This is a genomic window from Aureimonas sp. D3 (genome assembly GCF_001463805.1).
GTDB classification, from domain to species: domain Bacteria; phylum Pseudomonadota; class Alphaproteobacteria; order Rhizobiales; family Rhizobiaceae; genus Aureimonas; species Aureimonas ureilytica_A.
In genome coordinates, this window is record NZ_BBWM01000037.1 from 14963 (window position 1) to 38944 (window position 23982).

Sequence of the window (23982 nt, forward strand, 5' to 3'; positions counted from 1 at the left end):
CTCGGCTAGCTGCTGTCTCGCGCCACGAGGCGCAGCGGCACATGCTCCGACACCGCTTGGGCTGAGCGCTCCAGCAGGCGGTCGGCCAGAAGCTCGCCCGCGCGGCGGCCGATGGCCGCGCCGTCGATGGCGATGGTGGAGAGGGAGGGGGTCATCTGAGCGGCGAATTCGCTGTCGCCCATGCCAAGGATGGCGAGATCGTCGGGCACGGTGAGCCCGAGGCGGCGTGCTTCCAGAAGCGCGCCGATGGCCAGCAGGTCGTTGGCGAAGAACACCGCGTCGGCCTTGGTGTCGGAGGCCACGAGTTCGCGCAGGACGACATGCCCCTCCGACATGGAGCGCACATGCTCGACCTCGCGGATCACCACGATCTCGGCGCCGAGTTCGCTTGCGCGCGCCTCGAAGCCTTTCAGCCGCAGCCGCCCGCGCCCGCCGCTGCGCCCGACGAAGGCGAGGCGGCGACGCCCACGCGAGACGAGATGCTCGGCCGCCATGCGCCCGCCATCCGTGTTGGAAATGCCGACCAGCATGTCGATGGGATCGCGCGGGAAGGCCCAGCTTTCCACCACGGGCACGCCGAGATCGCGCAGAAAATTCCGGTTGTCTTCCAGCTCCACGACGCCCGTGAAGAAGACGGCCGCGGGCTTGAGCGCGCGCAGCGAATGCACCGCCGCCGTTTCGCGCGCGTAGGAATAGGAGGTCTGGCCGATCATCAGCTGATAGCCCGCCGCCTCCAGCACCTCGCCGCAGGCGTCCGCCGCTTCGTGATATTGCTGGCTGACGAGGTTGGAGACGAAGGCCGCCACCACGCTGGAGCGGCCCGAGCGCAGCGCCGAAGCGTGCGGGTTGGAGACATAGCCCGTCTTTTCCACGACCGTGCGCACGCGCTCCAGCGTCGCGGGCGACACGAGGCCGGGCGAGCGCAGCGCGCGCGAAACGGTGATGGGCGAAACGCCCGCCTCGCGCGCCACATCCTCGATGCGCGGCGGGCGGGCGATGAGCGCGGTCCGAGCTTTGTCGGGCGCGGGTTTGGCGGCGGAGCGAACGCGAACGACCTCGTCATAGGAGGGGAGGGGCAGATTCTCCCGCTGGCCCGCCGGGGCCGATGCCGCGTCCGTCATGAAGGGTCGCACGTCCTCGTTGAAATCTCAGCCGGCCTCGCCGACGATGCGCGCCACTTGGATCAGACAATCGCCCGATCGGCAATCGGTGTGGAGCCGCCGCGACAGGACGATGCCGCCGCGCTGAAAGCGTAGCTCCTCTTCCGGCCGCTCGATCCGCTCGAAATCATGATACCAGCCGGCGAGATCGCCCGGCTCCACCCGGTCGCCGAGTGCCACGGCTGGCTCGAACCAGCCGCGATGCGTGGCGAAGATCGCCTGTTCGTGGCTTTCCAGCGCGAGGATCGTCATGGTCTCGAAGGCGCTCGGGTCGGTGCCGAAGGGCGGCGTTTCCACCATGCCGAGTTTCAGGAGGAGATTGTCGAGCGCGCGCTCGGTGCCCCGCACGCTGTCGCGCGTCGCCGTGCCCCCGCCGCCGAACTCGCCGGAGAGGCCGATGGCCCCGGCCCGCGCCGCGCCGGCCATGGAGGTCGGAGCGCTCGCGCCGTTCTCGGCGACGAAGCCATAGGCGAGGCCCATGGCCTTCATCAGGTCCAGCGCGCGGGCGAAGCGCTCGGGCGGGCCTTGCCGCTCGATCAGGGCGCAGGGCAGATGCTCCATGGAGGTGCCGCCCGAATGCAGGTCCACCACCACGTCATGCCGGGGGAAGAGCTCGCTTTCCAGGAAATGCGCCATGCGGAAGGTCGGCGTGCCTGCGAGGTCGCCGGGGAAGGCGCGGTTGAGATTGCCCTCGTCCAGCGGCGAGCGGCGGCGCGCGGCCATCACGGCCGGATGGTTGGCGAAGGGCAGGATCGTGAGTTCGCCCCGGATCCTATCGGGCTCCAGCCGGCGCACGAGCCGCGTCAGGCAGATTTCGCCCTCGTATTCGTCGCCATGGTTGCCGGCCATGAGGAGAACGCGTGGGCCGGACCCGTTGCGGATGCGGCAGATCGGGATTTTCACCTGATAATAGGGCGAGCGATCGACCGAAAAGGGAATGCCGAGATGGGACAGGTGCTTGCCGTCCCGCTCGAAATCGATCGAATGAAAGAGACCGGTGTGCATGAAAGCCTCCGCCGGGGAGCGCGCGCCGCGCCCATCCGGCCGAAAGAGGGGGTCAGAGAGCTGCGATCGCGGTCATCTCGACACGCAGGTCGGGATCGGCGAGCCGGGCTTCCGTGCAGGCGCGGGCCGGCGGCTCGTTCCTGTCGACCCAGGCGTCATAGATGACGTTCATTGCGTCGAAATCACTGATGTGGGGCAGGAAGACATTGACCGCGACGAGCTTGGACGTGTCGCTGCCCGCTTCCGCCAGTAGCGCCTCGATCTTGGCGAGCACTTCGCGCGTCTGCACCTCGATCGTGCCCTTACGGGTATCGGCCACCTGGCCGGCGATATGGACCATGCCGCCATAGGCGACGGCCTGCGGCATGCGCGGGCCTTTTTGAAAACGCTGGATCATGGGTTCGTCTCTGGGAAAGGGAGTGGGAGGGGGAGTGCCGGGGCAGGAGGCTTGGGTCGGCGCTGCCGATCCAGTCGAATGACCAGAAATTAGGCGAGCCATATTTTTCATCGTGACAACGTTGTCATAACTGGCTCCCGGATGATAACGTTGTCAAGCAGCTTCTCGTGCAGATCTCATCACGACCCCGTGGAGACGTTCATGACAGTGCCATCCCCGATTTCCCGCCGCCTCGCCCTCAGCGCGGCCGTCACATGTCTCGGCCTCTGCGCAACGCTCCTCGGGGCCGGCGGAGCCGAGGCGGCCGCCAACTGCATCAAGGGCGACCGCAAGGCGCCCTATACGGTCGGCTGGGCGAACATCTATTCCGTGCCGACCTGGATGAAGCAGACCGAAGGCACGATCACGGCCGAGGTCGAGGCGCTGAAGAAGGACGGGCGCGTCAAGGACCTGATGGTGACGGACGCGCAGGGCAACGCCCAGACGCAGATCCAGCAGATCCAGTCCATGATCGACGCCAATGTGGACGCGATCATCGTGATCGCCGGCTCCTCCACCGCGCTCGACCGCGTGATTTCGGACGCCTGCGACAAGGGCATCGCGGTGGTGAACTTCGACAGCCTCGTCGATACGGACAAGGTGACCGCCAAGATCAACACCGATTCCAACGAATGGGGCTCCAAGGCCGCGCAATGGATGGTGGATCAGCTCGGCGGCAAGGGGAAGATCATCATCATGAACGGCCCGGCGGGCGTCTCGGTCAGCGATGACCGGCGCAAGGGCGCGCAGCCCGTGCTCGACGCCAACAAGGGGCTGGAGATCATCACCGAGACCAACACCGAATACAACGTCGCCCCGGCACAGGAGGCGATGACGAGCCTTCTCTTCGCCAACCCGGAGATCGACGGCGTCCTTTCGCTGGGCGGCGCGCTGTCGGCGGGCGCGCTTCTGGCCTTCGACCGGCAGGGCCGCGAGCCCGTGCCGACCACGGGCGAGAACGCCCGCCAGTTCCTCGAACTCTGGAAGGAAAAGGGCATCAAGGGCTGGGCCACCATGCAGCCCAACTGGCTCGGCGCGCTCGCCGTCTATACGGCGGTTCAGGCGCTGGACGGCAAGCCCGTGCCCGCCTTCGTCAAGGTGCCGCTGCCGGTGATCGACGATTCCACCATCGACACCTATCTCGCGCGCGCCAGCGAGTTCCCCGCCGACGGCTATATCTACTCGGCCTATGACAAGGCGCTCTTCGACAAGCTTCTGGCGCAGTAAGACCCAAGCGAAGCGGGGAGGCGCGCGATGGACGGCACAGACAGGTACGACGGCCCGGCGCTGCTCGCGGCGCGCGGCGTTCATCGCGGCTTCTTCGGCAATCCGGTTCTGAAGGGCGTCGACATCGCCCTTCGGCCCGGCCGCGTCCATGCGCTGCTCGGCGAAAACGGCGCGGGCAAATCGACGCTGATCAATCTCCTGTCCGGCGCGCTCGCGCCGGATCAGGGCGAGATCGTGCTGGACGGGCGGCCCGTCTCCGGCTTCTCGCCGGGGGCCGCGCGCAAGGCCGGCATCGCCGTGGTTCAGCAGGAACTGAGCCTGACGGCGGAACTCTCGATCGCCGAAAATATCGGCCTCGGCGCCTATCCCCGGCGCTTCGGCCTCGTGGACTATCGCGCGCTGGGGCAAGGCGTCGAGCGCGTCTGCCGGATGGTCGGCATCGACGAGCCGCCCGAAACCCCTGTCGGCGCGCTGCCGCTCGGCCGGCGGCAGATGGTGGAGATCGCCAAGGCGCTGTTCCGCAGCCCCCGCGTTCTGATCCTCGACGAGCCGACCTCCTCGCTCTCGGCGCACGAGGCCGGCATCCTCGCCGATCTCGTTCTGCGCCTTGCGGGCGAAGGGCTGGCGCTTCTCTACATCTCGCACCGCCTCAACGAGATCATGGCGCTTTGCTCCCATGTCACCATCCTGAAGGACGGCGTGGTGACGGCCGACCGCTCGCTCCGGGGCGTCGCGCCGGACGCGCTGGTGAAGCTCATGGTCGGGCGCGAGGCCGAACATCTGTTTCCCGCCTGGGAGCCCTCGCCCGGCGAGGGGCTGATCCGGCTGGAAGGCTTTTCGGCGGGCGCGGCGCGCGAGGTCGATTTCGAGGGACGGCGCGGCGAGGTCGTGGGCATCGGCGGACTGGTCGGGCAGGGGCAGGAAGACTTCCTGCAGGGGCTCTATGGCGCGATCCCCGCCAGGGCGCGCGCCGTGTCGCTGGCGGGCGGAACCGCGCTGCCCGGCAGCGTGGAAGCCGCCAACCGGCTGGGCCTTGCCTATGTGCCGGCCGATCGCAAGCGCGAAAGCCTCGTGCTCACCCATTCCATCGCCACCAATCTGACGCTGCCCTCCATCCCGCGCCTCGCCCGCTCGGGCCTTCGCGACCGAACGGCCGAAAGCGGCCTCGTGGCGGAGCTGGCCCGGCGCCTCGGCATCAAGGGCGACCCGGCGCGGCCGGTTCAGGCGCTGTCGGGCGGCAATCAGCAGAAGGTGGCGCTGGCCAAATGGCTGCCGCTCCAGCCCTCGATCCTTCTCCTGAACGACCCGACGCGCGGCGTCGATCTCGACACCAAGCGCGAAATCTATCGGATGCTGCGCGAGCTTGCGGCGGGCGGAACGCTGGTCGTGCTCCTGTCCTCCGACACGCCTGAACTCGTCCACCTCTGCGACCGCGTCTTCGTCTTCCGTGAAGGGCGCGTCGCCGGCACGCTCCAACGCGGGGCGATCAGCGAAGAAGCGATCGTCGGCGCGGCCCTGGGGCTAGCCGGAAAGGAAGCCGCCTGATGGCCAGTCCCTCGCTCTATCGCGCCGTGCAGCGCGGCCGCAATCGGGGCCTCGGCGGGCTCTACCTGCTCGTCGCCGCCCTTCTGCTCGTTTATATCTGGCTCTTTCCCGGCGTTCTCGGCCTGTCCGGCTTTTCCAAGTTCACGCAGAACTGGCTGCCGCTCGCGCTTGTCACCATGGCGCAGGCGCTGCTCATGCTGAATGGCGGCATCTCGCTCGCCATCGGGCCGCTGGTCAGCCTCGGAGCCGTCATCGCCGCGACCACGATGGGCGGCCCGCTCGGGGCCCTCGGCGCGATCCTTGCCGTGGCGCTCACCGGGCTCGGCGTCGGCGCTCTGTTCGGGGCCATCGTCGCCCTGTTCCGTCTGCCCGCGATCATCGTGACGCTGGCGGGCTCCTTCATCGTCGGCGGCGTCGCGCTTCTCGTCCTGCCGCGCCCCGGCGGCTTCATTCCCGCCTGGTTCTCCGACGCGCTGGCCGGCCACCAGCCGACCGCCTTCCTCATCCTTCTCGTCGTCGTCGCCGGCTGGAAGCTCTTTCTGGCGACGCCGCTCGGCCTCGGCCTGTATGCGGCGGGCGACAATCCGCTGGGGGCCTATCGCTCCGGCGTGCCGGTGGAGCGGGTGCGCATCGCGGCCTTCGCGCTGTCGGGCCTTCTCACCGCGCTCGCCGGACTTTTCGTGGCCGCGCAGACCGGCTCGGGCGATCCGGTGATCGGCACGCCGATGACGCTGAATTCGATTGCCGGCGCAGTACTCGGCGGCGTCGGGTTCCTGGGCGGGCGCGGCACGATGCGCGGCGCGCTCGCCGGCAGCCTGCTTCTGACCGTGATGATCAACGTCATGTTCTTTCTCGGCTTTCCGCCCGTCGCGCAATATGTGGCGCAGGGGCTCATCATCGTCGGGGCCGTCGCGGTGCCCGAATTCCTTGCCCGGAGGCGCGCCGCATGACCTCCTCCCGCCTGCCGCGCCTGATCGCTCAGCCCTGGCTTCTCACCTTCGCGCTCGTCGCCCTCGTCTGGCTCGGTGCGGGTCTGACGCTCCGGGGCTTTGGAAGCTGGGGGCACCTTCGCTATCTTCTCGAACTCAGCGCCGTGATCGGCATCGCCGCCGCCGGGCAGACGCTGGTGGTGATCGCGGGCGGCATCGACCTGTCGGTCGGCGCGATCGTCACCGTCTCGGCCATTCTCCTCCCGATGCTCTCGCCCGCCGCCGACCCGACCGGCCTCGTCGGCCTCGTCGCTACGCTCGCGCTTGCGACCGGCATCGGCTGCCTCAACGGCGCGGGCGCGGCTTACCTACGCGTGCCGCCCATCATCATGACGCTCGCCATGGCGACCTTTCTTCAAGGCCTCCTCATCATCGTGGCGGGTGGCAGCGCGGTTTCCGTCTCGAACCCGGCCGTGATCTGGCTCGGCTCGGCGCGGCCCCTCGGCCTGCCGGCGGGCGTCATCCTCTGGGTGATCGTCTCGGCCGCGATCCTTCTCGTGATCCATCGCACGCCCTTCGGAACGCGGCTTCTGGCGATCGGGGCCAATCCGCTCGCCGCCAAGCTCACGGGGCTCGGCGTCGAGCGCGCCAGCCTTCGCCTTTATGCCGCGTCCGGCTTCTTCTCTGGCCTCGCCGGCATTCTGCTGCTCGGCATGAACCGGCAGGGCTATGCCGGCATCGGCGAGCCCTATCTCCTGACCTCCATCGCCGCCGTGGTGCTCGGCGGCACGTCGATCCTGGGGGGGCGCGGCACCTATGCCGGCACGATCCCCGGCGCGATCCTTCTGGTGACGACCACGGCGCTGATCACCGTCGTCAACGCCTCGCCCGGCTGGCGGTCCATCATGTTCGGCTCGCTGATCCTCGCCCTTCTTCTGATCTCGGGCCGCGAGGCGCGCCGATGAGCCGCTATGCCGGGCCGGTCATCGACCCGCATCATCATCTCTGGGACCTCCAGCTCGAGCGCCATCCCTGGCTGGAGGCGCGTCCCGAAGCCGAGGACATGGTGTTCGGTTCGATCGAGGCTCTCAGGCGCGACTATCTCGCGTCGGACTATCTGAGGGACTCCAACAGGCAGAACATCGTCGCGACCGTCCATGTCGAGGCCGGCTGGCAGGACGATGATCCGCTCGGTGAAACGCTCTGGCTGGAGGAGCAGGCCGACACGCGCGTCGCGCGCCGCCTCGTCGCCCGCGTGCCGCTGGCCCACCCGGACGCGGAGGCCCGTCTGGAGGCGGAAGCCGCGCGCCCGCGCGTTGCGGGCATTCGGGACATCGTAAGCTGGGACGCCGACCCCGCCAAGAGCTTCGCCCCGCGCCCCGGCCTGATGAGCGATCCCGCTTGGCGGCGCGGCCTCCAAGCGGCGACCCGGCTCGGTCTCAGCTTCGACCTGATGCTCTATCCCCCGCAAATGGCGGAGGCGCTGCGCCTCGTCGCGGACTTTCCCGATACGATCTTCGTCCTCAACCATTGCGGCAGCCCGGCCGATCGCAGCGCGGACGGGATGCGCCTGTGGGCCGAGGGCCTGCGCGATCTGGCTCGCGCCCCGAACGTGCGGCTGAAACTCTCCGACCCCGTCGCCTACGATCCCGATTGGACGCTGCACAGCCTGCGCGCGGTGATCCGCCATGGCATCGACTGTTTCGGGGCCGATCGCGCGATGTTCGCCAGCGACTTTCCCGTCACCGGTCTCCACGCCTCGTTCGACGCGATCTACGAGGCCTTCCGCACCATCGTGGCCGATCTGACGATGGACGAGCAGGCCGCCCTTTTCTTCGACACCGCGAACCGGACCTACCGGCTGGGCCTCGACCGCTCGGCCTTCTCCGACTCGGCTTTTTCCGACAGGATTCCAGCATGAGCGAGCTTCTGCCCTTCGACACGGACCTCATGGTCGACGATCGACTGCGCGGCTTCCCGCCCGGCCATGCGCCCCTGCCGCTGTCTCAGATCGGCGCGCAGGGCTGGCGCCCGCAGGACGGGGCGATGGCGCTGCCGCTGATTTCGCTGGGCCGCGCGGCCTTCGCCTCCAATGCCGCGCTGATGATGCGCGCCGTCAGCGAGGCCGGCGCTGCGATCGCCCCGCACGCCAAGACGCCCATGTCACCCGACCTCGCCCGCCGCTTGGTGGAGGCCGGAGCCTGGGGCACGACGGTCGCCGATATCCGTCAGGCCTCCGTCATGCTGAAGGCCGGCCTGAAGCGCCTGATCCTTGCCAACGAGATCGGCGGCGCGGCCGCCGCCCGGCGTCTGGCCGCGCTGCTGGCCGGTCACCCGGACGCCGAAATTCATGTCTTCGTCGACTCGGCCGATCTCGCCCGGCATTACGCCGCCGCGTGGAAGGGGCGGGACGATCTGCCGGCGCTCGGCCTTCTCGTGGAACTCGGCCTCGGGCGCGCCGGCCTGCGCACGGTGGAGGCGGCCGAAGCGGTGCTGCGCGCCGCGCTGGAAGCCGAGAGCCCACGCCTGCGCGTCACCGGAACCGGCGCTTACGAGGGCGCGGCGGCGACCGCCGATCCGGCCGAAACGCGCGCGCGCATCGACGCGCTCATGGCTACGACCTCGGCCTTTCATCGCAGCCTGCGCCGCGCGGTCGGCCCCGAGCGCTCCTTGATCCTGACGGCGGGCGGTTCGGTCTTCTTCGATCTCGTGATTGCGGGCCTTCGCGATGTGCTGGCCGACGATCCGGCGACGCAGCTCGTCCTGCGAAGCGGCGCGATCTTCTTCCACGATCACGGCATCTACGAGCGCGGCATGGCGGCGCTGGACGAGCGCTGTGGCCTCGTGGTCGGCGGCAAGTCGGTCTCGGCTTCCGACGGGTTCAAGCCGGCCTTGCGCGTCTGGGCCGAGGTTCTTTCCGTTCCCGAGCCGGGCCTTGCCATCTGCGGTATGGGCCTGCGCGATGTCGCGATCGACCAGGGCCTGCCCATTCCGCTGCAAGCCTATCGGGACGGGAGCCCAAGCGAGGCTGTGCGGGGCGCGAGCGTTCTGCGCCTGAACGACCAGCACGCGTTCGTCAGCTTGAGCGCAGGCAGCGACCTCCGCGCGGGAGACGTCATCGCCTTCGGCCTGTCGCATCCCTGCACTTGCCTCGATCGCCACGCTCTTCTCTATGAACTCGGCGAGGACGGAGGGGTGGCCGGCGCGTTGGCGCTCCGTTTCGGCTGAGAAGAGAGGCCATCATGCAGCGCTCGATCTGGACCTACCCCTGGGACATTCAGGATGTCGGACTGCCGGCCTTTCTGCGGGATGTGACGGAGCGCGCCGGGCTCGACATGGTGAGTCTCGCCACCTCCTATCACGCGGGGCGCTTCCTTCAGCCGCGCAGCCCGCGCCGGAAGGCCTATTTTCCCGAGGACGGGACGGTCTATTACCGGCCGGACCCGATGCTCTGGGAGGGCGCGCCGATCCGCCCGCTCGTGGCGCGCAATCTGGAGGAAGGCGGCGACATGCTGGCCGCCCTGTGCGAAGCGCGCGAGCAGGGCGGGCCAGCCGTCTCGGCCTGGACCGTCTGCCTCCACAACACGCGGCTCGGCCAGCTTCATCCCGGCGAGGTGACGCGCACGGCCTTCGGCGATCCGAACCTCTATGCCCTGTGCCCGTCGAGCCCCGCCGCCCGGCGCTATGTCACGACGCTGGTGCGCGACATCACGACCGGCTACCAGCCCGACAGGCTGGAGTTGGAAAGCCCGAATTTCATGGGCTTCGCCCATGGCTATCACCATGAGAAGGATGGCGTCGGGCTTCTGCCGGAAGAGGAGTTCCTGCTGTCGGTCTGCTTCTGCCGCCATTGCGAGGTGCGCGCCTCGCGGGCGGGCGTCGATAGTGTCGGCGCGCGCCGCGCCGCGCAGCGCTTCATCGCGGAAGCCTGCGAGCGCGCCGTGCCGCAGACGCAGCTGCCGGACTTTGCCGAACGGGGCGTCGAGGCGTTCCAGCCCTGGCCGGCGCTCTACGAGTTTCTGCTCTGGCGCACCGAGCCCGTCACCAGCCTTCTCGCCGAGATCGCGGAGGCCGCCGACCCCGCCACCAAGATCGTGCTGATCGATCTGCCCGAAGCCTGGGCGGGCGGCGTCGATCTGCGCGAAGCCGCCCGGCTTCTCGACGGGCTGCTCCTCTGCGCCTATGACCGCACGCCGCAAGCGGTCGCCGATCTCGCCCGGTTCGGCCGCGAGATGGTCGGGCCGGACCGGTTTCTGGGCATCGGCTATCGCCTGTTCTATCCCGAAATGGCGAGCGCCGGGGATCTCACGGCCCGCGTCGAGGCGGCCTGCGAGGCGGGCGTGGACGGGCTCAACTTCTACAATTACGGCCTCGTCCCGGCGGCGCGGCTGGATTGGGTGCGCGAGGCGCTGGAGGGCGAGAGAACGCTCCGTCCCTGATGCCTGTCGCATGGGCGTGTCGCGGCAGACCAGCCGGGATGACGCCGGCCGAAACCTCGAACCTCATTCCCCCGCGCGCCTGACGATCCTCGCCCGTGCCGCGATGGGGCTGCCCCCGGTTCCGGGATCTTGTCCATCACCGGCCGGGCGAAGGGCTCGATGCTCTCGAAACCATGCGGCAGATGACGGCGAATGGCGGCGGCCGGGGCCGCATCGTTCGCCTTCACCATGGTGCCGATGGTTCTCGTATCGTCCAGACGCGAAAACCGATCCGGCTCGCACGAGGTGCTTCAGGAGCTTTCGCGCCATTTGCGCCCGAGGGCGCGCCCCTCGCGCCCGACCATGCGCGGATCGGGCGCGCGGCCGCCGCTTGGCGCATGGAAGGATGCCTGCCATATGTTCTCGGATCAGGGTACTGCCTGCCCATGGATCCCAGAGCCGAGCCGCCATGACTCTCGACCTGCTTCTCTATGCCGTGATCGTTCTCGCCACCGTGGCCGCGATGGAAGGCTTTGCCTGGGCGGCGCACAAGTTCGTCATGCATGGCGACAGCGGCTGGGGCTGGCACAAGTCCCATCACGAGGAAACCGAGGGGTTCTTCGAGAAGAACGATCTCTACGCGGTGGTCTTCAGCCTGTTCGCGGTCGGCCTCTTCTTCGTCGGCCATTTCCTGTCGCCGATCATCCTGGCGATCTCCTGGGGCATCACGCTGTACGGCCTTCTCTACTTCGTCGCCCATGACGGGCTCGTCCATCAGCGCTGGCCGTTCCGCTACATCCCGCACCGGGGCTATGCCAAGCGGCTCGTGCAGGCCCATCGCCTGCACCATGCAGTGGAGGGGCGCGATCATTGCGTGTCCTTCGGCTTCCTCTACGCCCCGCCGATCGACAAGCTGAAGGCCGAGCTGCGCCGCTCGGGCGTCTTGGACCGCGAGCGCATCGAGCGATCCGTCACGGCCCAGGGCTCGGCGCACGCGCCGGTTCGCGACTGAACGCTCCGCACCTGACGAAACCGGCGCTTTGTTCGAAGCGGGCGGCTTCGGCGGAAAGCCGGGTGGCCGTCGCCGCCAGCTCGTTGGCCGCGCTCGAGTTCGATTGGGTCACCTGATCGATCTGCTGGATCGCCGGATGGATCTGGTCGATGCCGACAGACTGCTCGCGGCACGCGGCCGAAATCTCGGACACGAGATCGGCGGTGCGCGGGATATCGGGCATCAACGCATCCAGCATCTCTCCCGCTTCCTGCGAACACATGAAATACGCTCAGCGGTTGAGACGGAAAGCATTTTGCCGGCTCAAGACTTTTGATAAAAGCGCGTCTCGTGAGTCTATCGAGCGTCTGCGTTCGTGTGCGTGTCAGGAGAAGGGTTCGGCATGGGGAATGAAAGCCCGGTCGCCTGCTTGAGAACCGGGAACGGAACCCTCCGAGTGAGACGATCGCGCCTTGGTCCCGCCGGGCAGGGTTGCCTGCTCCGCGTGGGTTCGTTCGGCGTCCCCCGCCAGCCCGCGACAGCGCGCTCGGCATGACGCCCGCCCGCGACGCCTTTGTCGGCCGCCTCGACGCTTTGGGCGAACTCGGTGCGCTCGCCCGCTCGCCGGCCCTCGTCACCGTCACCGGCCCCGGCGGGGTCGGCAAGACGCGGCTGGTGCTGGAATGGCTTGGGGGAAGGGGCGAGACGGACGCGCGCCGCACCGCGCTGGTGCGCCTCGACGGCTTGTCGGGCGAGGGGGCCGTGCTCGGCGCGGTGGCCGCCGCCGTGGACATGCCGCAGACCGGTGGCCGGCCTTATCGAGAGGCGATCGTCGGCTGGTTGTGCGACACCGAGCTGGTGCTGGTTCTCGACAATTGCGAGCATGTGGCCGAGGACGCCGCCGCGCTGATCGACGCGCTTCTGCGGGACACGAAAAACCTTTGCGTCATCGCCACCAGCCGAACGCCGCTGGGCTATGCCGGCGAGGTGCAACTGCGCCTGCCCATGCTGGACGAGGCCGCCGCACTCGATCTCTTTCTGTCGCGGGCGAGCCGCCGCGCGCCGGAGCTTGCCCTGCAGGGCGGGGCGTCGGACGCAGCAAAGGCGATCTGCCGGGCGATGGACGGGCTGCCGCTGGCGATCGAACTCGCGGCGGGCTGGGTGGGCGTCCTGCCGCTCGATGAGATCGCCGCGCAATTGACGGAGGGGCTGGACATTCTCCAGCGGCGCGGCCCCGTGCCGGCGCGTCAGGCCAATCTGACCGCCACGATGCAATGGAGCCACGCGCTTCTCTCACCGCGCGCCCGTCTCCTTCTGCGCCGGCTGGCGGCCTTCCCCGCCGGCTTTGCGCTTGGGGCCGTCGCCCCGGTTTGCACGGGGCGCGAGCTGGCGCGCGGCGACGTGCTGCCGGCCTTGCGCGAGTTGGTGGAGCACTCGCTGGTGCAGTTCGACATGGGGGCCGCGCGCTACCGGCTGCTTCACACGGTGCGGCTCTTCGCAATGGCTCTGGCCACGCAGGCCGGCGAGTTCGATGAGGTCAAGCGGGCTCATGCCGCACATTTCTCGGCTTTGGCCCTGGAGGCGCGCGCGGCCGATTTCGTGCCCGAGGATCACTGGCTTCCCCGGCTCCAGGCGGAGGTCGACAATTTTCACGCCGCGCTCGGCACGCTGCTGGAGGCCGGCTGCGGCGCGGAGGCGCTCCAGACCGCCGCCGCGCTCACCCTGTTCTGGTGGACGGCGAGCCGGCATCGCGAGGGCATCGGCTGGTTGCGCGCCGCGCTGGGGCAGGCCGACGGCGCTCCAGCAGCGCTTCTGGCGGCGGCGCAGTTTGGCCTCGGCTTTCTCGAAGCGCACGACACGGGCGATTGGGCGGCCGCGGCGCGCGAACTCGATCGGGGGCTCGCCCATCTCGTGGGTCTCAACGATCCCGGCGCCGATCATCTGCGCGGCTATCTCCTGTGCCTGCGCGGCGAATGCGATATCATGGGCGGCGAGGCCGAAGCCGGGCTCGCGCGGGCGCGCGAGGGCGCGGCGCTGATCGCGCGTTGTCCCGAGGATCGCTGGGGCCAGGGCTTCGCGGCGTGGAATGTCGGGTTCGGCTTCGAGCGCTCCGGCGATTGGGAGCGCGCCGCCGACCGTTACCGGACGGTGATCGCCACGCAGCGGGAGGGCAGCCTCGTGGTGCGCATGATCGGCCATCAGAGCCTCGCGCATGTTCTCGAGCATCGCGGGCAGGCGCTGGACGCCCTGCCGCTCTATGACGAGGCGCTGGCCCTATGCCGGCGCGTCGGGCTGTCGCGCCTCGGCGACGTGCACGGCTCGCTGGCGCGTCTTCTCGCCGACTGCGCGCGCATTCGCGTCGCGGCCGGGACCGGGCGGGACGAGTCGAAGGCCTTGGCCTTGGAGGCCGAATCTGTGGCCGAGCGGTTGCGGGACGGCGCGGCGCGCGAGGCCGCCGCCGGTCTTCTGAGGCAGCTCGAAACGCCTCTCCACCCTGTTGGCCTGTTCCGGCGGCAGGACGGTGTGTGGGTCGTCGGGCTGGATGGGACGCAGGCTCTCATCCCCGACAGCAAGGGCCTGCGCCAGCTCAAGCACCTCCTCCAGTCGCCCGAAGCCGACATCGCCGCCGGGGATCTGGCGGCCCTGGCCGATGGCGAGCCGCGCGAGACCGGGCGCGGCGAGCCAGTGCTCGACCGCGAGGCGATCGCGGCCTATCGCAAGCGTCTCGCCGCCCTCGAACGCTTGCTCGCGGCCGACGAGGATGCGCTAAGTGACGAGCAGCGCGAGCGGGTGCGCCGCGAGCACGAGAGCGTCTCGCGGGAACTTTCCACAAGCGCGGGGCTCGGCGGGCGCACGCGCCGCCTCGGCTCGCCGGACGAGCGAATGCGCGTCAACGTCACGAGGACGCTGCGCGCCGCCATCGCGGAAATCGAGGCTCTCTGTCCCGCGCTCGGTCGCCATCTCGCCGCCTCGGTCGGCACGGGAAGCTACTGCCGCTACCGGCCGGCGAGCCCGATCGACTGGCGGTTCTGAACGGGGTCGGGCGGGCGCGACCTGTCAGGTCGCATCGTGTTCGTTGTCATCGAACGCCCGCGCGCCGTCCCGCGAACGCCTTTCCGGATGAGGTCCGCGAGAACGGGGACCATCGTCAGCCAAGGAAAGGACCATCCGATGAGCCCTCTCGACACGATCCAGCGCCTTTATGCCGGCTTCGCCTCCGCCGACCTGCCTGCGGTGCTGGCCGGCATGGCGCCCGATATCGAATGGACCGAAGCCGAGGGCTATCCCTATGCCGGCACGTTCCACGGACCGCAGGCCATCGTGGACGGCGTCTTCATCCGTCTCGCAACGGAATGGGAAGGCTATCAGGCCGTGCCCGATCGCTATGTCACCGAAGGCGACGAGGTGATCGCGCTCGGCCATTATAGCGGAACCTACAAGGCGACCGGCAAGAGCTTCCGTGCGCCCTTCGTTCATGCCTGGACGGTGCGGGGCGGGAAGATCGTCCGGTTCGTGCAGCATGTTGATACGGTACTGGTGCAGCGCGCCTTGCAGCCCTGAGGCGGAGGTCTGGGGTTTGTCGGAGCCTGCGCGGGATCAGGTGGGACACATCGGCCTGTCTGAGCCTGTCAGCGCCAGCCCCCACAACCCAAGCCTGCAAGGGCGCGGAATCTTTCGCGCGCTTCGCCCCGGCATTGTCGTGAACGTGTCATGGGCGGGGATGCATACGCGCTCCTGAATGGAGCCACGCATGACATCTCAATCTCTTGCGCTTTCGGGCATCGGCAAACGGTTCGGCGGCGAGGACGTCCTGAAGGGGATCGATCTCACCGTGCAGCCCGGCGAGTTTCTGTCGCTGGTGGGCATGTCGGGCTGCGGAAAATCGACCCTTCTGCGCATCATCGCCGGGCTGGAATCGCCCACCCAGGGCAGCGTGTCCATCGGCGGGCGGGATGTCACCGATGTCGATCCGTCCGACCGGAACCTCGCGATGGTGTTCCAGTCCTACGCGCTCTATCCGCATATGAGCGTGCGCCAGAACATCGAAACGCCTCTGCGGATGCGCCGCCTGCCGTTCTGGGCGCGGATGCCCTTGGCGGGGCGGATGGTGCCGGGCCGGGCGCAGACGCTGCGCGAGATCGGGGCGGAGGCCGCGCGCGCCGCCGAGCTTCTAGAAATCGGCCATCTTCTGGATCGCAAGCCCGCGCAATTGTCGGGCGGCCAGCGCCAGCGCGTGGCGCTCGCCCGCGCCCTGGTGCGCTCGCCCGCCGCCTTCCTGATGGACGAGCCCCTGTCCAATCTCGACGCCAAGCTGCGCGCCCATATGCGCGAGGAACTGACCGCCCTGCATCGCCGGCTCGGCGCGACCTTCGTCTATGTCACGCACGATCAGATCGAGGCGATGACCATGTCGAACCGGATCGCGCTCATGTCGGGCGGCCGGATCGAACAGCTCGGCACCCCGGACGAACTCTACGCGCGCCCCGCGACGCTCACCGTCGCGCGCTTCATCGGCACGCCGTCGATCAACCTTCTGCCGGTGCAGATTTCCGCCTCCGGCGAGATTTCGGCGGGAGCCGAACGGTTCGACCTGCGCGCGCCGGCGGGCACGAGCGGGACGGGAACGCTCGGCTTCCGGGCCGAGGATATCGAGCCCGCATCGAGCGGCGTCGCGGCGCGGGTCCTGCGATCCGAAACCCACGGGGCCGATCGCTTCGTGACCTGCCAGCTTCTGGGGGACGAGGCGGTGCGCCTCGTCATGCGGCAGAAGGCCGGCGAGGCCATCGGGGCCGATGCCGACGGGATCGTCCATCTGCGTTTTGCCGAGCGGCGCGCGCATCTCTTCGGCAGCGACGGCCTGCGCTGCGAGACGTCCTGCCGGGAGCGCATGGCGGCATGAGCACGGTCGCTCTCAGCCCAGCACCCGCGCGCCCCGCCGGATCGAGCGCGTCCCGCTCAAGCCGGGATCGCCGGATGGCGCGGCGCGGCCTCCTCTTCGCCGCCCCCGCCGGCCTCCTGCTTCTCGCGATCTACCTGATCCCGATGGTGGTTCTGGCCGGCTTCTCGGTGACGGACTACCGGCTCGGGGCGCTCTCGACGCATTTCGTCGGGCTCGCCAACTTCACCAAGGCCCTGCATGACGCGGTGTTTCTGCGCGCCGTCACCAACACGCTGGTCTATGCGCTGATCGTCATTCCGTTCGGTGTGTTTCTGGCGCTCGGCATCGCGCTTCTGGTGCATGGGCGCAAGCGCAGCCGCGCCTTCTGGGAGGCGGCCTATTTTCTGCCCGTCACCGCGACCTTGGTCGCCATGGCGACGGTCTGGCAGTTTCTGCTGCATCCTTCGCTCGGGCCGGTCAACGCCGCCATCAAGGCGCTGGGCTTCGAGCCGGTGGCGTTTCTGTCCAACCCCGCGCTCCTGATCCCGACCATGGCGCTGATCGGCATCTGGCAGATCCTCGGCTTCAACATGGTGCTGTTTCTGGCCGGGCTCACCGCCATTCCGCAGGATCTCTACGAGGCCGCGCGGCTCGACGGCGCGAAGAGCGCAATGGATCGCTTCTTCACCGTGACCTGGCCGATGCTGGGGCCGACCACCCTCTTCGTGGTGGTGACGACCTCGATCTCCGCCTTCAAGGTGTTCGAGACCGTGGCGGTGCTGACCAAGGGCCGGTCGGGCTCGGAAACGCTGCTCTACGCGCTCTATCTCGAAGGGTTCGAATATTCGAACACGGGCTATGCCGCCGCGCTGACGCTGGTCTTCCTCCTCTTCGTCCTGATCCTCTCGGTCGGCCAGACCCTCTATCTGGACCGGAAGGTACATTACTGATGCTTCGCCTTCGCTCCACCGCGCCACATGCGGTTCTCGCGCTCGGCGCCTTCGTCATGCTGCTTCCCTTCTACTGGATGGCGCTGACCTCGATCCGCTCGCCCGCCGAGATCTTCGACGTCTCGCTCTGGCCGATCCCCGAGCATTTCGACGCCGCCGACAATTACGCCCGCGCGATCGGGCAGGTGCCGATGGCCCGCTTCATGCTGAACGGCGTGATCGTGTGTTTCGGCATTCTGGCGGTGCAGGTGCTGACCGCCGTACCCATGGCCTATGCGCTGGCGAAGCTCCGCTTTCCCGGCCGCAAGCTCCTGCTGACGCTGATCATTGCGGCGCTCTGCGTGCCCATGCAGGCGCTGGCCCTGCCGCTCTTCGTCGGGCTCGCCAAGGCCCAGCTTCTGAACACCTATTTCGCGATGATGGCGCCCTTCTTCATGTCGGTCTTCGCCGTCTTCCTGTTTCACCAGTCCTTCCGCTCCTATCCCGATGAGATCATCGAGGCGGCGCGGATCGACGGGTTTTCCGAATGGGAGATCTGCTGGGGGCTGGTGCTGCGCGGCTCGCTCCCCTCGCTTGCCGCCTTCGCCGTGTTCTCGCTCGTGGCGCACTGGAACGATCTCTACTGGCCGATGATCGTCGTGTCGGACACCAACCTCGCGCCGCCCCCGCTCGGGATGCTGTTCTTCTCCGACGTGGAATCGGGCGCGAACTACGGCGCGCTCATGGCGGGCGCGGCCATCATCACCGCGCCGATGGTCCTCTGCTTCCTTCTCGCCCGCAGGCACTTCATCGCGGGCATCACCATGACCGGCGTCAAGTAACGCCGCCGGTCCAATACCGTATCATCTGGAGTTCATCATGATCACGACACGACGGACCGCCCTCGGCGGCCTGGCGGCCGCGCTGACCCTTTTTTCGGTGGGACTGCCGGCGTTGGCGCAGGACAAGGTCACGCTCAACGTCCTCTACAACCTGCCGGGCTTCACGAAATTCCATCAGCCTCTGGCCGATCAGTTCATGAAGGCCCATCCCGATGTGACGATCAACTTCCTCGCGCCGGCCGCCGGCTACAACGAGGGGCAGCAGCAGGTTCTGCGCGCCGCCGTCACCGGCAATCTGCCCGATGTCTATTTCTCCGGCTACAATCTGACCGGCGAACTCGTGCACACGCTGAAGCCGCGCGGCCAGATCACCGATCTCGGCCCCTTCATCCAGAAGGAAGGCGGCCAGGCCTTCATGGACAAGAACTACAGCCCGAAAATGGCCGCGCTCGGCCAGGTGGACGGCGAGCAATACGGCCTGCCGGTCAACGCTTCCTCGCCCATCATCTACATCAACGCCGATCTCGTGAAGAAGGCGGGCGGCGACCCCGAGAACATGCCCAAGACCTTTGCGGGTCTCATCGAACTCGCCGCCAAGATCCACGCGCTCGATCCCAAGATCGCCGGCATGGGCTATGACATCAACGGCTGGCCGGACGACTGGCTGTGGCAGGCGCTGATCCTGGAGCAGGGCGGCAAGGTCGTGGACACGGCCGCCAAGACGGTCGGCTTTGACAACGAGATCGGCCTCAACGCCCTGAAGCTGACGCGCCGCTTCGTCACCGAAGGCGGCCAGACCCTGCTCGACTGGGACCAGTCGCGCCAGCAGTTCGGCGCGGGCCTGACCGGCTTCATCTTTTCCACGCCCGCCCATGTTCAGACCATCGAGGGGCTGGTGGGCGATCGCTTCGCGCTGAAGACCGCGACCTTCCCGCTCGACAACGCGGAAAAGGGCGGCGTCCCGACGGGTGGCAATTCGGCCGTGATCCTGACGCAGGACAAGGCCAAGCAGGACGCGGCCTGGGACTATCTGAAGTGGATCACCGGGCCGGAGGCGCAGAACCAGATCGTGCGCATCACCGGCTATCTGCCGACCAACAAGCTCGCCACCGGGCCGGACTATCTCGCCCCCTATTATGCCGAGCATCCGAACGTGAAGACCGCCTCGCTCCAGGCCGACCGCTCGCTGCCCTGGGCCGGCTATCCCGGCGGTGACTCGGTGCGCATCTGGCGCACCCAGCGCGACATCATCGGCACGGTGATGCGCGGCGAGGTGACGCCCGAAGCCGGGCTCAAGCAGATCGTCGAGCAGACCAACGCCTTGATGAAGTAACGGCACCAGCGGCCGCGAGGGCTTGGGCCCTCGCGGCGTCTTCCTATACCGCAGGACATCTCAAGCGATGAAGATCATACAAATCACCGACACGCATCTCATGCCGTCCGGCGTGGTGGTGAACGGCGTCGATCCCGAACAGCAGCTGCGCGCCGCCGTGGCCGATATCGTGGAGCGCCATGCCGACGCCGATCTCCTCGTCATGACGGGGGATCTGGGCAATCACGGCGACCCACAGGCTTACGCCCTTCTTCGCGAAATTCTGGCGCCCGTTCCGTTCCCCATGCGCCTCCTTCTCGGCAATCACGACGACCGGCCGAACTTCATCGCGGCCTTTCCCGAGCAGCCGCTGGACGCGAGCGGCTATGTCCAGTCGCATCTCGACACGCCCTTCGGCCGCCTCCTGTTTCTGGACAGCCACGAGGCCGGCGTGATCGGCGGCATCTATGGGGATGATCGTCTGGCGTGGCTTTCGTCCGCGCTGGCCGAGGCCGGCGACCAGCCCGTCACCGTCTTCCTCCACCATCCGCCGATCGAGGTCGGCATCGCGCATTTCGACGCGATCGGAATGCATGACGAGGGGGCCGTGATGCGGGTGCTCGGCCAGCATCCCGCCGGCATCCGCCATATCGTCTTCGGGCATATCCATGTGCCGCTGGCCGGCACGAGCGCGGAGGGCATCGCCTATAGTTCGGGGCAGGCCTGCGCGCATCGCTTCATCACGGACCTCGACCGGCCCGATCTCTGGTGGACCGGCGGCCATCCCTCGTATCGCATCATCAAGCTGGATGCTCTCGGCTTCCGGGCCTATGGCGCGCAGGTGGGCGAGGTGCCGACCGTGAAAGCCACGATCTGCGCCGGCCCTTGAGAGTCAGCGGCAGGGCGACCTCGCAGGCGAGGGGCGACCTGTGCGGGACCCGACCCATGGCCGCTTGGCTTCGGCGGGAGGCACCCGGCCATCCGCCACCCCAAGGGCCGCCTCAGCCGTTCACGGGGACAAGGTGGATGGTCGCGGCTGACACGTCGTCCTCGATCCGGTCGCGCCCGCTTCGCTCGGCATCCCATGGCATGGGTCGAAGGGCTGTCGCTCCTTCCATGCCGCAGGCGCCGCGCCGACACGCCCAGCCAAAGGTCAGCGGGCCTGCGTCATCTTCCGCAAGGATCGGGATTTTCGCCCGCGCTCGCAGGCTCCCCCTTGCGCCTGTTCATGAGATCGCGGATCGCGCTCGCCTCCATCGGGCGGCCGGTGTGCCAGCCCTGCGCCTGCGACCAGCCATTGGCGCGCAGCCAGTTAAGCTGTTCGGCCGTCTCCACGCCCTCGGCGGTGGTGGTCATCGCCATCGCCCGGCCCATCTCGCCGGCGGCCCGGATAATGGCCTCGGATTGCGGCGAGCCCCCGATATCGCCCACGAAGCAGCGGTCGAGCTTGAGCTTGTCGAAGGGGAACGAGCGCAGATAGGACAGCGAGGAAAAGCCGGTTCCGAAATCGTCGAGCGCGATCCGCACGCCCGCCTCGCGCAGGGCGTGCAGCACGGCAATGTTGCGCTCGCTATCGTTCAGGAGCACGGACTCGGTGATTTCGAGTTCCAGCCGCGACGGCGCGATGCCGGCGTTCGAGAGCGCGTAGAGAACGCGCTGGGGCAGGGTCTCGTCGCGGATCTGGACGGGCGAGATGTTGACGGCGATCGTCCGGTCGTCGGGCCAAAGCGCGGCCTGCATACAGGCTTGCCGCAGAATCCAGTCGCCCATCTCGACGATCAGGCCCGTATCCTCGGCGAGCGGGATGAACTCGCCCGGCGAGATTTCGCCCAGCGTCGGATGGCGCCAGCGCACCAGCGCTTCGGCGCCCGCGATCCGCCCGGAGGCGATGTCGAGAAGCGGCTGGTAGACGAGGCGCAGTTCGCCGAGCACCAGCGCCACGTCGAGATCGACCTTCATCGTCTGCCGGGCCTGCAGGCGCTCGGCCATGCCGTCGTCGAAGGCGCGGATCGCTCCGCGTCCGTCTTCCTTGGCGCGGTAGAGCGCGATGTCGGCCGCCTTGAACAGGTCGTTGGACGAGGTGTCGGCTGGCGAGGACTTGGCGGTCCCGATGCTGGCGGCCAGCTTGATCGCGATGCCGTCCACGAAGAAGCACTCGGTGAAGCTCTCCATCAGGCGCTCGGCCAGGGCCTCGACGCTGCGCCCATCGGCGCTCGGGCGATGGATCACGGCGAACTCGTCTCCGCCCAGGCGGGCGAGAACGTCCCTCTTGCCGATCGCCGACTGGAACCGGAGCGCCACTTTTCTCAGGAGCCTGTCACCCACCGGGTGGCCCAGCGTGTCGTTCACCTCCTTGAAGAGGTCGAGGTCGAGAAGGAGTACGCTGGTGTCGCGCTCGGCCCGGTGCTCGAACGCCTCCTCCAGCGCCTTGTTGAAGAGGGCACGGTTGGCAAGGCCCGTCAGCTCGTCCCGATGCGCCTGTTCGATGAGCGCGTCGCTGGCGCGCTTGACCTCGGTGATGTCGCGAAAGAACACCGCGAGCCCATCGCTCGTGGGACAGACGTTGAGGTCGAGCCACCCGTCGCTATCGATCATCCCCGTCTCGAACCGAACGGGTCTGCCGGTTGCCAAGGCTTGTCGGTAGTGGATTTCGTAGTCGCTTCCGAGATAGTCTGGATAGATATCCCACAGGACATCCCCGATCTTCCCGTGACGCCGATCGTGTATGAACCGTGTGGCTTGCGCGTTCATGAAGGTGATGCGCCAATCCCGATCCATGACCACGACATGATCGGTCGTGCTTTCCAGCACGCGGAGCGCGAAGGCTTCGCTCTGCTTCGACGCCTCTTCGGCGACCCTCCTGTCGTGAGCGTCCTCCAGCGTACCGTACCAGCGCACGATCGATCCGTCTTCCGCCTTGCGTGGTGCGACGCGGACTTGGAACCAGCGCAGATCGCCGTTGCGCATGATGAGCCGAAAATCGGCCTGCGCGTCCTCACCGGTCGAAAGAGCCTGCTGCCAGATCTCCTTCAGGGGTTCGACATCTTCGGAATGGACGGCAGCGACCCAACCGTTCCCCAGGCATTCCTCGACGCTCAGCCCGGTCAGCACCGTCCAGAGCGGCGGAAGTTCCATGAGGTCGCCGTTCGGCGCCGCCATCCAGGGAATTCGATTGCTGAGTTCACAGGCGTAGCGGTAGCGGATGTCCTGTTCTCGGATCTGGTCTTGCAGGGCCGCGATGATCCGATCCTGAACGGCGATCCGTTCCGCCATCCTTTCGGCGGGTGGCGAGTCGATTTCGCATTCGTCCAGGGTGTTCCGCTGATGCATATCGATCACCGGGCTCCCACCCCTCAGCGCTGCCAATGTTTCGCGCTGACGATAGGGATGTCACTTAAAGATTGTGTTGCGCGGCCAACGAAATCATTCGCTCTTGCGGCGGGACGGGGGTGCGGGAGAAGAAGCGCGCGGCCGGACGCGCCGCCCTCCTTCAGGCTGGTGTCGCCCCGGTGATCCGTAGAAGATCGGCCCGTGTGCCGGGGGAGCCAGCGATGACCACGCCGCCCTCCATCATGCCGCTCCAGCTCGAGGGATCGACGATCCAGCCGCCCGCTTCCTTTACCAGAAGAAAGCCGGCATAGCAGTCCCAGGCGTTCATATGCGGCTCCCAATAAGCCGCCAGACGCCCGGCCGCGACATAGGCCAGCATCAAGGCACCGGAGCCGTTGCGGATGAACATGCCGCCTTCGGTGAGAAGCTGCTCCACGACGCGCGAGACGGTGGCGGCGGGCACGCGGTGATTGGCGCCGAGCCCCAGAATGCCGGTCTGGAGCGTCGCGCTCTCCGACACGCGGATCGGCTGGCCGTTCATCGTCGCGCCCGCCCCGCGCCGGGCGGAATAAAGCTCGTCCGTCGTCGGCGCGTAGATCACACCCGCCACGATCCGCTCGCCCTGCATCAGGGCGATGGACACGCACCACGCCGGAATGCCGAACACGAAAGGGCTCGTGCCGTCGATCGGGTCCATCACCCAGCGAAAGCCGGATGTGCCCTCCTGAAGCCCGTATTCCTCGCCGAGCAGCCCGTCCTCCGGGAAGCTCGCCGCGATGCGCTCGCGCAGCAAGGTCTCCACCTCCTTGTCGGCGATGGAGACGACATCCTGCCCGTTCATCTTCTGGTCGACCGTCAGGCGCGAGCGGTCGCGGAAATAGGATAGCGCGACGCGCCCGCCCTCCCGCGCGATGGCTTCGGCCAGCGTCTGGCGCGAGCGGATGGCGTGGTCGGTGGTTTCGTTCATGTCGGTCATGAT

Annotated in this window: 21 protein-coding genes; 15 read left to right on the plus strand and 6 right to left on the minus strand. The window is 68.0% G+C overall.

What is annotated here, in order from left to right:
- Positions 1 to 5: 5 nt before the first annotated feature.
- Genes AUL36_RS11415 through AUL36_RS11425 form a run of 3 tightly spaced genes read right to left on the minus strand, consistent with a single transcriptional unit; the run spans position 6 to position 2562 of the window.
- Complete coding sequence (locus tag AUL36_RS11415) at positions 6 to 1121, minus strand: LacI family DNA-binding transcriptional regulator (RefSeq protein WP_062220654.1); 1116 nt, start codon at positions 1119 to 1121, stop codon at positions 6 to 8.
- A gap of 27 nt (positions 1122 to 1148) precedes the next feature.
- Positions 1149 to 2165 carry a succinylglutamate desuccinylase/aspartoacylase family protein gene (locus tag AUL36_RS11420; protein WP_062220657.1) on the minus strand — a complete coding sequence of 339 codons (1017 nt, stop codon included), beginning with the start codon at positions 2163 to 2165 and terminating at the stop codon, positions 1149 to 1151.
- Between the two features lie 52 nt (positions 2166 to 2217).
- A complete protein-coding gene (locus AUL36_RS11425) occupies positions 2218 to 2562 on the minus strand; it encodes a RidA family protein (RefSeq protein ID WP_062220660.1) in 345 nt (114 codons plus the stop codon).
- A 201-nt stretch (positions 2563 to 2763) separates the two neighbouring features.
- On the opposite strand from AUL36_RS11425, the gene AUL36_RS11430 reads away from it, so the two are divergent.
- From AUL36_RS11430 to AUL36_RS11465, 8 genes are all read left to right on the plus strand, one after another.
- Positions 2764 to 3828 carry an ABC transporter substrate-binding protein gene (locus AUL36_RS11430; protein ID WP_062220663.1) on the plus strand — a complete coding sequence of 355 codons (1065 nt, stop codon included), beginning with the start codon at positions 2764 to 2766 and terminating at the stop codon, positions 3826 to 3828.
- Positions 3829 to 3855: 27 nt separating this feature from the next.
- A complete protein-coding gene (locus AUL36_RS11435) occupies positions 3856 to 5373 on the plus strand; it encodes a sugar ABC transporter ATP-binding protein (protein WP_062220666.1) in 1518 nt (505 codons plus the stop codon).
- Positions 5373 to 6323 (plus strand): ABC transporter permease, encoded by a 951-nt coding sequence (locus AUL36_RS11440; protein WP_062220670.1) that lies wholly within the window; start codon positions 5373 to 5375, stop codon positions 6321 to 6323. The genes AUL36_RS11435 and AUL36_RS11440 overlap by 1 nt, the downstream gene beginning before the upstream one ends.
- Positions 6320 to 7267, plus strand: a complete 948-nt coding sequence (locus AUL36_RS11445; protein ID WP_062220673.1) for an ABC transporter permease — start codon at positions 6320 to 6322, stop codon at positions 7265 to 7267. The genes AUL36_RS11440 and AUL36_RS11445 overlap by 4 nt, the downstream gene beginning before the upstream one ends.
- Complete coding sequence (locus AUL36_RS11450) at positions 7264 to 8223, plus strand: amidohydrolase family protein (RefSeq protein WP_062220677.1); 960 nt, start codon at positions 7264 to 7266, stop codon at positions 8221 to 8223. The genes AUL36_RS11445 and AUL36_RS11450 overlap by 4 nt, the downstream gene beginning before the upstream one ends.
- On the plus strand, positions 8220 to 9530 hold the full coding sequence (locus AUL36_RS11455; RefSeq protein WP_062220680.1) for an alanine racemase: 1311 nt from the start codon (positions 8220 to 8222) through the stop codon (positions 9528 to 9530). The genes AUL36_RS11450 and AUL36_RS11455 overlap by 4 nt, the downstream gene beginning before the upstream one ends.
- Before the next feature lie 14 nt (positions 9531 to 9544).
- Entirely contained in the window at positions 9545 to 10741 is a 1197-nt protein-coding gene (locus AUL36_RS11460; RefSeq protein WP_062220683.1) for a hypothetical protein, read from the plus strand.
- A gap of 448 nt (positions 10742 to 11189) precedes the next feature.
- On the plus strand, positions 11190 to 11732 hold the full coding sequence (locus tag AUL36_RS11465; RefSeq protein WP_058634124.1) for a sterol desaturase family protein: 543 nt from the start codon (positions 11190 to 11192) through the stop codon (positions 11730 to 11732).
- Here AUL36_RS11465 and AUL36_RS11470 read toward each other — a convergent pair.
- Positions 11692 to 11970, minus strand: a complete 279-nt coding sequence (locus tag AUL36_RS11470; protein ID WP_062220686.1) for a hypothetical protein — start codon at positions 11968 to 11970, stop codon at positions 11692 to 11694. The genes AUL36_RS11465 and AUL36_RS11470 overlap by 41 nt on opposite strands.
- A 293-nt stretch (positions 11971 to 12263) precedes the next feature.
- Here AUL36_RS11470 and AUL36_RS11475 point away from each other — a divergent pair, with 293 nt between their 5' ends.
- The 7 genes from AUL36_RS11475 to AUL36_RS11505 all read left to right on the plus strand — a co-directional run bounded on the left by AUL36_RS11475 (position 12264) and on the right by AUL36_RS11505 (position 20562).
- Positions 12264 to 14744, plus strand: a complete 2481-nt coding sequence (locus tag AUL36_RS11475; protein ID WP_062220689.1) for an ATP-binding protein — start codon at positions 12264 to 12266, stop codon at positions 14742 to 14744.
- A 138-nt stretch (positions 14745 to 14882) separates the two neighbouring features.
- On the plus strand, positions 14883 to 15272 hold the full coding sequence (locus tag AUL36_RS11480) for a nuclear transport factor 2 family protein (RefSeq protein WP_062220692.1): 390 nt from the start codon (positions 14883 to 14885) through the stop codon (positions 15270 to 15272).
- A 190-nt stretch (positions 15273 to 15462) separates the two neighbouring features.
- Positions 15463 to 16611, plus strand: coding sequence for an ABC transporter ATP-binding protein (locus tag AUL36_RS11485; protein ID WP_062220696.1), 1149 nt, complete (start codon positions 15463 to 15465; stop codon positions 16609 to 16611).
- On the plus strand, positions 16608 to 17540 hold the full coding sequence (locus AUL36_RS11490; RefSeq protein ID WP_062220699.1) for a carbohydrate ABC transporter permease: 933 nt from the start codon (positions 16608 to 16610) through the stop codon (positions 17538 to 17540). The genes AUL36_RS11485 and AUL36_RS11490 overlap by 4 nt, the downstream gene beginning before the upstream one ends.
- Complete coding sequence (locus AUL36_RS11495; RefSeq protein ID WP_062220702.1) at positions 17540 to 18361, plus strand: carbohydrate ABC transporter permease; 822 nt, start codon at positions 17540 to 17542, stop codon at positions 18359 to 18361. Before AUL36_RS11490 ends, AUL36_RS11495 begins: the two co-directional genes overlap by 1 nt.
- Before the next feature lie 37 nt (positions 18362 to 18398).
- A complete protein-coding gene (locus tag AUL36_RS11500; protein WP_058634131.1) occupies positions 18399 to 19694 on the plus strand; it encodes an ABC transporter substrate-binding protein in 1296 nt (431 codons plus the stop codon).
- Between the two features lie 67 nt (positions 19695 to 19761).
- A complete protein-coding gene (locus AUL36_RS11505; protein WP_062220704.1) occupies positions 19762 to 20562 on the plus strand; it encodes a phosphodiesterase in 801 nt (266 codons plus the stop codon).
- Positions 20563 to 20840: 278 nt separating this feature from the next.
- Here the strand turns inward: AUL36_RS11505 and AUL36_RS11510 are convergent, their stop codons facing one another.
- Both AUL36_RS11510 and AUL36_RS11515 read right to left on the minus strand, forming a co-directional pair.
- A complete protein-coding gene (locus AUL36_RS11510; RefSeq protein ID WP_192843824.1) occupies positions 20841 to 22946 on the minus strand; it encodes a putative bifunctional diguanylate cyclase/phosphodiesterase in 2106 nt (701 codons plus the stop codon).
- Between the two features lie 217 nt (positions 22947 to 23163).
- Positions 23164 to 23979 carry an inositol monophosphatase family protein gene (locus AUL36_RS11515; RefSeq protein ID WP_082655773.1) on the minus strand — a complete coding sequence of 272 codons (816 nt, stop codon included), beginning with the start codon at positions 23977 to 23979 and terminating at the stop codon, positions 23164 to 23166.
- Positions 23980 to 23982: the final 3 nt, after the last annotated feature.